We start from the raw sequence: 1,480 nt of genomic DNA, 5'->3' as shown, positions 1-1,480 counted from the left end.
CTGCAACTTGCCGCGACTGGTTGCGGACCCGCTGTCACCTACGATCAGGTGTTTGTATCAGATCTCGGGGAGGCTGGAGTGAACCGGTACGGCGCCTGCGCGGTGGCAGCAAGCATGCTGCTCATCCTCGCAGCCTGCGGCGGGAACGACGCAGCAACACCAACTGCCAGCCAACCACCAGTGATCTCAACCACACCGACCCCCACGCTGACGCCGAAGCCGACGCCCAAACCTGTCGACCCGACGACAGCGGTGAAGCAGAAGATCCTTACCGACTACGCGGCTTCCTTCGCGTATACCGACAAGGGGATCCGGGATGGCGGCGCCGGGTATCCCTATGAGACGTGGATGGTGGACGCGGCACTTTCCGCGATCAAGGCCAACATGGGCTATGTCAAAGGGATTCGTAAGGCAAAGGTGACCGGCTACAGCAAGCTGCTGGAGTCGAAGATCACCGCCTTCGACCTGAAGGCGAAGACAGCGACTGTGACCGTGTGCGCGATCGACAACTACACCGCCGTCGCGAAGAACGGTGTGGTCATCGCACGGCCGCCGGGCAAGGTCGCGAAGATCGACAAGGTCAAACTGCTGAAGGGGCGATGGATGTTGTTCTCCACTCAGACCCTGAAGCCCTCGTTCGGGTGCACACGATGAGGATTGCTCGTCTGGGCATCGCGATCATGCTGTCGGCCGGTGGACTCTGCGTGCTCGGGGTCACCACCAAATCTTTTGCGTGTAGTGATCCGGCCGGTGGTCTCCTTCTCGGCAACGGCGCCGTCCAGGGCGGTGTGGGCTGTCAAGGCGACAAGGGCCACACGGGGAAGGATGGGACCAAGTGGACCAAGGGTGGCCAGCCGCCCTTGTGTGTCTGGGTTCCCGAACCCGACTACCCAGCAATGCCACCAGAACCGATCGCCGGGCCGGACGGACAGTGGTACGCCAAATTCTGCAAGTTCGGCCAGTTCAAAACCCTGGCCGAGTTCGAAGCCGAGATGGCAACCTGGGACGAGACAATGTCGATCGCGCGTGGCGAGTTGATGAAACGCGCCGGCATCGAGTACCAGTTCTTCAAAACACCGCCTCCTGCCCGACCGACCGCCGAACAGGTCATGTACTGGGTCGCAGGCAACATCCCCTTCCCCGACACTCACGTCGCGGTCAGCCCGAAGGCCACTCGCAACGCGGTGAACTTCCCGACCTGGATCTGGCTGACCGACGGCAACGGCAAATACAACCCCGCCGCCTACGCCGTGAAGTCCAAGCAGATCCAACTGTTCGGCTACGGCCTGCGCTGGCAGATCGTTCCCAAGATCGACATCGACCCAGGAGACCGCGGCACCCCACCATCCTGCGCAGGCATCGGCGTTCCGTGGACTGAGTCGGCAGACGAATCCGCCGCCTGCACCGTCACCTACGCCAAATCCGGCAACTACACCCTCACCGCCACAGTCCGCTGGACCGTCCAATGGTGGCTGTTCGG

General features: G+C 62.3%; 2 protein-coding genes. Both read left to right on the top strand.

What is annotated here, in order from left to right:
• Positions 1-654: hypothetical protein (locus tag A3ES_RS0145585; protein ID WP_237745228.1), on the top strand; the 654-nt coding region annotated here is incomplete at its 5' end.
• Positions 651-1,480, top strand: an 830-nt coding sequence (locus A3ES_RS0145580) for a hypothetical protein (protein ID WP_202806742.1), incomplete at its 3' end; no start/stop codon positions are given. The genes A3ES_RS0145585 and A3ES_RS0145580, both read left to right, overlap by 4 nt.

The sequence above is a fragment of the Kribbella catacumbae DSM 19601 genome (assembly GCF_000372465.1).
Classification (GTDB): domain Bacteria; phylum Actinomycetota; class Actinomycetes; order Propionibacteriales; family Kribbellaceae; genus Kribbella; species Kribbella catacumbae.
Note: the sequence above shows the minus strand (reverse complement) of the source record. Positions and strands in the feature narration are given on the sequence as shown.